The following is a 6,680-nucleotide window of genomic DNA, read 5'->3' on the forward strand; positions in this document are numbered from 1 at the left end:
TGTACGATGCGCTCCTGGATGCCGAGCTTCCCGCGATGTACGACCGCGTGGCCGCCGCGCGCCGCCGCCTTCCGATCCCCACGCGGCGCTTTCAGCCGGTGCTGGCGGACCTGCAGACGCGCGTGGCGGACGTGACGGAGACGGTGGAGCGCGCGGAAAACGCCCTCAAGGTGACGGACGACGTGTACCTGGCGGACGTCTACGCGGCCGCGCTGGAGCTGTTCCGCAGTCCGGCTTGGCGGCGCGGCATCGAACGCAAGCTCGCCATCTTTCGCGAAACGTACGAGATGCTGAACGGCGAGGCGCACGCATCCCGCGCGGAACTGCTGGAGGTCGTGGTTGTGCTGCTGATTTTGACGGAGATTCTGCTGAGCGTGTTCGGGCTGCACGCGTGACGGGAACGGCAGGGAACAGGGAATAGGGAATAGGGAATAGGAACCGCAGGGGCGTTCGGAGGAGGGCAGGGAGGCGAGAGGCGAAAGAGCCCGCGGCCGGTGTGGCCGCGGGCTCTTTTCTGGTCCGTCGAAGTGTTTACCGGGCCGCGTCGTAGCTGAAGAGGCGGCGGAAGGCGAAGGCGGTCATGGACGGCGGCGTGAGGCGGAACATGGCGTTGCGCACGCCGATGGCGGCGGCGTGCTCGGCCTGCGCGAACTGCCCGTACCAGAGCGACTGCCGCGTGATGAACGCCGTCCGGCGAAAGCGGCTGCGCTCGTAGCGGCGCAACGCGGCGGGGATTTGATCCGCCCCGGCCAGGGCGGCGGCGAGCGCGGCGGCATCCTCGATGGCCATGCACCCGCCCTGCCCCAGGTTGGGCGTGGTGGGATGCGCAGCGTCGCCCAGCAGCGTCACGCGCCCCGCGCCCCAGCGGCGGACGGGCGGGCGATCGTACGTTGCGTTGCGCAGCACCTCGCCATCCGGCGTGGCGGCAATGAGTTGCGGGATGGGCGAATGCCATCCGCGAAAGCGCTCCAGCAGCCGCTCCCGGCGCCCCTCCACCGGATCCGCCTCGTTCTCCGGCACGTTGGCCGAGGCCCACCAGGTGTGCCGCCCCCCACCGATGGGCACGATGCCGAAGCGCTGGCCGCGCCCCAGCGTTTCCGTCAGCGCGGGCCACTCCACCGCGCCGGGCGCCGTGACTCCGCGCCACACTCCGTATCCGCGGTACACGGGCGCGCCGTCCGCCAGCAGCAGCCCGCGCACCGCGGAGCGCAGCCCGTCCGCCCCCACCAGCAGCGTGCCTTCCGCCCTTCCCGCGGGGCCGAAGTCCGCCTGGACACGGTCATCTTCCTCCCGAATGCGGCAGAACGAGGCGCCCACGGAGACGGCCCACGGCGGAAGCGCATCCAGCAGCGCCGCATGCAGATCCGCGCGGTGGATCAGCACGCCGGGCACCTCCGCGGCGGGCATGCGCACGATGCTGAGCAGCGCGCCGTCCGCCGCGCGCATCTCGCACCGGTCAATCACCTGCCCGTGCCGAAGCACGCGGTCCAGCACACCCCAGCGCGCAAGCTGGCGGGTGGCATTGGGCCACAGGCTGATCCCCGCGCCCACCTCGCCCAGCGCGGGGGCGCGCTCATACACCTGCGCCGGCACCCCCGCCTGCCGCAGCGCGATGGCGGCGGACAGCCCGCCGATCCCGCCGCCCACCACGATCGCCTTTTCGCTCATCCTCATCCCCCGCCGACGTGTGCCGCCCTGTGCCCGGGCCGGGACCGTGGACGGACGATAGCGCGGGGCAAACAGCCGCAGGATCGGGAAAGCGGCGCACCCGGCGTGGGAGATGTCCCGACCGACGATGGCGGATTCGGTCAGACCGCCGTGATCCCCGTCAGCCGCTCGCTGAGCGCCCACAGCCGGCGCGCCGCCTCGTCGTCGCGCGCGGCGGCGCTGGGCTGGATCTGCTTTTCATCCTTGAAGTACCCGCCCGTGACGCCGGCCACCGCGGGCGAGGTCGCCAGGTACAGCGAGGTGGACGCGCCCTGCGTCGGCGTGCGCAGAAAGCGCTTGAACCAGCCGATGGGCCAGAACCCCTTGAACAGCAGCGTCGTCGCCACCACGCCCGGGTGCAATGCATTCGCCGTCACCGCCGAAGCATCCACCCGCCGCGCCAGTTCGCGGGTAAAGAGGATGTTCATCAGCTTGGTCCCCGCGTACGCCCGCAGTCCGCCGTAGCGCGCCTCCAGACCGATGTCGTCCCAGCGGATGCGGCCCTGCCGGTGCGCCTCGCTGCTCACGTTCACCACGCGCGCCGGCGCCCCCGCCCGCAGCCGGTCCATCAGCAGATGCGTGAGCAGGAACGGGGCGAGATGGTTGACGGCAAGCTGCATCTCGATGCCGTCCGCCGTCAGTTCCCGCCGCCGGGTGTAGATCCCGGCGTTGTTCACGAGCACGTGGATGGCGGGAAAGAGTCCGGCGATCTCGTCCGCGACCGCGCGCACCTGCGCCTGGACGGCCAGGTCGGCGATCACGGTGCGCACGCGGTCGTTGCCCGTCGCGCGGACGATCTCCTCCGCCACGGTGCGCGCCTTGTCGCGGCTGCGCGCCACCAGGAAAACGGTGGCGCCGCGCTCCGCCAGCCCGGCCGCGGTCGCCTGCCCGATGCCCGCCGTGGCGCCGGTGACCACGCACACGCGCCCTTCCATGCTCCGGTCCGTCATTCCGATTCCTTTTGCGACGTGGACGGCACCGCGTCGGCCGCGTTCCACTCGCGGTCGAACTGCGCCAGGAATTCCTCCATGTACCGGTGCCGGCTCTCGGCGATGCGGCGCGCGCCGGGGGTGTTCATCCGGTCCCGCAGCAGCAGCAGCTTCTCGTGAAAGTGGTTGATGGTGTGGCCTGTGCTGGACTTGTAGCTGTCGAACGAGTCGTGCATCTCCGGCGCGTCCGCGGGATCGTACAGCGGGCGGCCGCGGCTGCCCCCGAACGCGAACGCGCGGGCGATGCCGATGGCGCCGATGGCGTCCAGCCGGTCCGCGTCCTGAACCACCGCCCCTTCCGGCGTGCTCATGGGTGTGGCCACGCCGGCGCCCTTGAACGAGAGCCGCGCGATGATGTCGGCCACGTGCTCCGTCGTGTCCGCGTCCGCCCCCGCCTGCGCCAGCCACGCGCGGGCGGCGCGGGGGCCGGCCGTCTCGTCGCCGCCGTGGAACTTGTGATCCGCCACATCGTGCAGCAGTGCCGCCAGTTCCACCACGTACGGGTCCGCGGCTTCGTCCCGGGCCAGGCGCAGCGCCATCCGCCGCACCCGGTCCACGTGCCACCAGTCGTGCCCCGTTCCCTCGCCGCTCATCTGCTCGCGCACGTACGCCTCGGTGCGCCGCAGGATGGGTTCGCGCTCGCTCATCCGCTCCCGGTCCGTTAAGGTCAGCAGCCCAATCTGGCCCGCCGCCCACGCGCGCGGAAGAAGCGGCCGCTTTCAACCCGCGTACCCATCGCGTAGACTGACGGGCACCCCGCCTCCCCGAGAGATTTCGCCATGCGCACCGCCCTGATCGCCTTGCTCCTGATCGCCACCGCCGCGCCGCTTGCCGGCCAGACCCCCGCCGACACCGTGCGCCCGGGCTCGGCCGTGCTGCGGACCGATCACGTCACCGAAAGCGAGCATACGATGGAGCTCACCATGCAGGCCTCGCCCGTGCCCCTGCAGATGGTGCTGAGCACGCGGCTGGTGGAGCGCGGCGGCGTGCCGGTGATCATCCGGACGGAGCGGCTGCGGTCCGGGCGCTCGCTGCTGGGCACCGACAGCATGACCGTGGAGCGCGCCACGCTCGCCCCGGTGCAGCGTGTGGAGTACGGCGGCGTGTGGACGCGCACGGAGTTCACCCCGCGCGGCGTGCGCGTGAACGACGGTGTCGACAAGGGTGTGTCGCGCCGCCTGAACGCGCCGGTGTTCCTGGGATCGGCGTTCGACCTTCTGCTGGGCGCGCTTCCTCTGGCGGCCGGATACGAAGCCGTGCTGCCGGTGTGGGACTCGCGCGACCAGGTGGCTACGGCCGCCACCGCGCGGGTGGCGGGAACAGAGGAGGTGGCGTTCGCCGCCGGAACGCGGAGCGCGTGGCGGGTGGAGGTGCGCGGATCGGGGTACGCGGGCACGTACTGGCTGGACCGGGAATCGCGTACGCTGCTGCGGTACGAGTCCCAGGACGGCCGCATGCGCATTGTTCGGCGCGCCGCGGCGTCCGCCACGCACCGCACCTCCCGCTGACCCGCACGCCCATGCCCAAGCCTGCGTCCACCATTCACATCGCCCTCGACGCGCCTCCCGGCACCGGCAAGGAGGGCGAAGAGGCCCGCATGAGCCTGTCCGCCGTGGTGCGGGTGGGGCGCCACCTGTTCCTGGGAAGCGACGAGACGGCGTCGCTGGAGCGGGTGACGGACCTGGGCGGCGGGCGCTTTGGCGAGCACCGCACCTATCCGCTTTCGGAGCTGCTGGACCTGGCCGGCGGGGAGGATGGCGAGGTGGACATCGAGGGCTTCGCGTGGGACCCGCCCTACCTGTGGGTCACGGGCTCGCACGGGCGAAAGCGCGGCAAGATCAAGCACGACATGGCGGATGACGAGGGCGCCAGGGCGCTGGCGAAGATCAAGGTGGAAAAGAACCGCTACCTGCTCGCCCGCATTCCGCTGGAGGAGGACGCGGACGGCGGCGGCCTCGTTCCCCGCCGCTCGTGCGCGGACCCGCGCGACCCCGTGCGCACGATCACGGCCGCGCGGGTCAAGGGGCGCGGCACCCGCAGCGCACTCCTGCGCGCGCTGCGCCGCGACGAGCACGTGGGTCCGTTCATGCACCTGCCCGGCAAGGACAACGGCTTCGACATCGAGGGGCTGGAGGTGCGCGACGGCCGCGTGTACCTGGGGCTGCGCGGGCCGGTGCTGCGAGGCTGGGCGGTGGTGCTGGAGCTTCTGCCGCGGGACGCCAGACGCGAGGGGCGGCTGCGGCTGGCGCCGGTGGAGGAGGACGGGGGGCGCTACCGCAAGCACTTCCTGGATCTGGACGGTCTCGGCATCCGCGAACTGGCTGCGGACGGCGACGACCTGCTGGTGCTGGCCGGGCCCACGATGGGCGTGCGGGCGCCGGCGGCCGTCTTCCGCTGGACCGACGGGCTGGCCACGGAGCGCGGCCGGGTGGTGCGCGGCGCGGAGCTGGAGCGCATTGCCGAACTGCCGCACGATGTGCAGGGCGGCGCCGACCATCCGGAGGGGATGTGCCGCTTTGACGTGGAGGGCGCCGAGCACTGCGTGCTGGTGATGTACGATTCCGCCGCGCCCCACCGCCGCGACGCCACCGGCGTGCTGGGCGACGTGTTCTCCCTCCCGCGCCGCGGGCGGCTGGCGGGGATCGCCGCGCGGTTCTTTGCGCCCAGCGGCGACGGCGAAACCTCGGAGGGGGCATGAGCGCGCCGTTCCACATCATGATCAAGCCCGGCGACGCGCTCGCCGAAGTAGACCGCGCGCTGGCCGCGCTCCAGTCGCGCGGTGTGTCCAACGACGACGCGGGCTTTCACAAGTACATGTTCGTCACCCAGGCCAAGCAGACGGTGCTGATGGTGACGACCCGCCAGGCCCCGCTCGCCGCCGAGCTGCGCGGCAAGCCCGGGTGGACGGAGCCCGGCGACGTGCCCCTGCAGACCTGATTCAGGCGATCGAGCCCCGCCGGATGCGAAAACAATCAGCCCCGCGCCCTTTCCGAGGCGCGGGGCTGATCTGCATCGATGAATCTCAGGTCCGCGCGGGCGCGGCGCGGCGCGGCAGGCTGGGCGCCGCGGGCCGCCGGACCATGCGGATGATCCGCGCGATGGCGACAACCAGCACCAGCCCCCAGAGGGCGCACCAGACTATCCGCCACCCGGCCCAAGGCGTGGCGTCGGAGGAGGGCGCCGCGGGAACGTTCCACGGCCGCACCACGGATGCCCAGGCCAGAAAGGCGTCGCCGATGGGGAGCGCGCCGAAGGCGTACGATCGTTTTCCGCGCCACTGCCAGGGCAGTCCCAGCACCTCCGGCGTGGCGCGCAGGTCTGCCGCAGCGCGAGGGTGCCCGGTCAGCCGGGCGGCCGCGATCCCCACCACCGAGGCCGGCGCGCTCACGCCGAGCACCACGGGGCCTGAGTCGATGTCGCCCTCACCATCCACGCCGCGCGGAAACTCTCGGACGACTGGGAGAAGGCCCACGAGGCGCGTGGCAAAGGTGCGCTCCATGCCGGCGTACTGCGCGGCCGCCACGGCGGGATCGATCTCGTACACGAACCGGATCATGAGCGCCACCGATTCGCCCCGCGGGTCTGGCCGTCCGGCGTCGTGCGGGAGCAGCCCCGTGGCGGGGTCCTCGTGACGGAGCGCGGACCGCAGCCATGCCTGCGCGGCGGCGGTGTAGCGCGCGTCCAGCAGCGTGCCGCACGAGCGGAGGGTCGCAGCGCCCACAGCGTTGTCGCCGGGCCACGCCATTCCCGGATAGGAATCCAGGAACGGGCCGCCGCTCCGGAACGCCGCGTCCAGCCGTTCGCATGCGGCGCGGAACACGGAGTCACGGGCCGCGTTCCCGCCGGCCAGATGCAGCGTTCCGGCGCGCAGGTGCGCCGTCCATCCCTCGTAGAACATGCCGTGCGGCAGCCCGCCCGCCTCGCCGTACCCCAGTTGTGAGGCGGGCGACTCCGCCAGCGCGAGCGCCCAGCGGGCTTCGGACA

The 6,680-nt window shown here is 72.4% G+C and carries 7 protein-coding genes and 1 pseudogene; 4 read left to right on the top strand and 4 right to left on the bottom strand.

Annotated features, from left to right (window positions below; genetic code table 11):
• A pseudogene (locus VF665_RS08065) lies at positions 1-395 on the top strand (hypothetical protein); the annotation flags it as partial.
• 136 nt (positions 396-531) lie between these two features.
• Here the strand turns inward: VF665_RS08065 and VF665_RS08070 are convergent.
• From VF665_RS08070 to VF665_RS08080, 3 genes are all read right to left on the bottom strand, one after another.
• Positions 532-1,668 (bottom strand): FAD-dependent monooxygenase, encoded by a 1,137-nt coding sequence (locus VF665_RS08070; protein ID WP_331052899.1) that lies wholly within the window; start codon positions 1,666-1,668, stop codon positions 532-534.
• A gap of 140 nt (positions 1,669-1,808) precedes the next feature.
• The gene (locus VF665_RS08075; protein WP_331052900.1) at positions 1,809-2,657 is read right to left on the bottom strand and encodes an SDR family oxidoreductase; all 849 of its coding nucleotides are present in this window, start codon (positions 2,655-2,657) and stop codon (positions 1,809-1,811) included.
• Positions 2,654-3,343 carry an HD domain-containing protein gene (locus VF665_RS08080; RefSeq protein WP_331052901.1) on the bottom strand — a complete coding sequence of 230 codons (690 nt, stop codon included), beginning with the start codon at positions 3,341-3,343 and terminating at the stop codon, positions 2,654-2,656. Before VF665_RS08080 ends, VF665_RS08075 begins: the two co-directional genes overlap by 4 nt.
• 132 nt (positions 3,344-3,475) lie before the next feature.
• Here VF665_RS08080 and VF665_RS08085 point away from each other — a divergent pair, with 132 nt between their 5' ends.
• From VF665_RS08085 to VF665_RS08095, 3 genes are read left to right on the top strand one after another with little or no spacing between them, the layout of a single operon-like run.
• Positions 3,476-4,204, top strand: coding sequence for a hypothetical protein (locus VF665_RS08085; RefSeq protein WP_331052902.1), 729 nt, complete (start codon positions 3,476-3,478; stop codon positions 4,202-4,204).
• 11 nt (positions 4,205-4,215) lie between these two features.
• Entirely contained in the window at positions 4,216-5,394 is a 1,179-nt protein-coding gene (locus VF665_RS08090) for a DUF3616 domain-containing protein (RefSeq protein ID WP_331052903.1), read from the top strand.
• A complete protein-coding gene (locus tag VF665_RS08095; RefSeq protein WP_331052904.1) occupies positions 5,391-5,633 on the top strand; it encodes a hypothetical protein in 243 nt (80 codons plus the stop codon). The genes VF665_RS08090 and VF665_RS08095 overlap by 4 nt, the downstream gene beginning before the upstream one ends.
• Positions 5,634-5,718: 85 nt before the next feature.
• Here the strand turns inward: VF665_RS08095 and VF665_RS08100 are convergent.
• Positions 5,719-6,680 (bottom strand): hypothetical protein (locus VF665_RS08100; RefSeq protein WP_331052905.1); only part of this gene is annotated, 962 nt, incomplete at its 5' end.

The sequence above is a fragment of the Longimicrobium sp. genome (genome assembly GCF_036387355.1).
Classification (GTDB): Bacteria; Gemmatimonadota; Gemmatimonadetes; order Longimicrobiales; family Longimicrobiaceae; genus Longimicrobium.

Coding starts and splice junctions, on each gene's coding strand:
- VF665_RS08070 (WP_331052899.1), bottom strand. CDS start 1,668: ATGAGCGAAAAGGCGATCGTGGTGGGCGGCGGGATCGGCGGGCTGTCC.
- VF665_RS08075 (WP_331052900.1), bottom strand. CDS start 2,657: ATGACGGACCGGAGCATGGAAGGGCGCGTGTGCGTGGTCACCGGCGCC.
- VF665_RS08080 (WP_331052901.1), bottom strand. CDS start 3,343: ATGAGCGAGCGCGAACCCATCCTGCGGCGCACCGAGGCGTACGTGCGC.
- VF665_RS08085 (WP_331052902.1), top strand. CDS start 3,476: ATGCGCACCGCCCTGATCGCCTTGCTCCTGATCGCCACCGCCGCGCCG.
- VF665_RS08090 (WP_331052903.1), top strand. CDS start 4,216: ATGCCCAAGCCTGCGTCCACCATTCACATCGCCCTCGACGCGCCTCCC.
- VF665_RS08095 (WP_331052904.1), top strand. CDS start 5,391: ATGAGCGCGCCGTTCCACATCATGATCAAGCCCGGCGACGCGCTCGCC.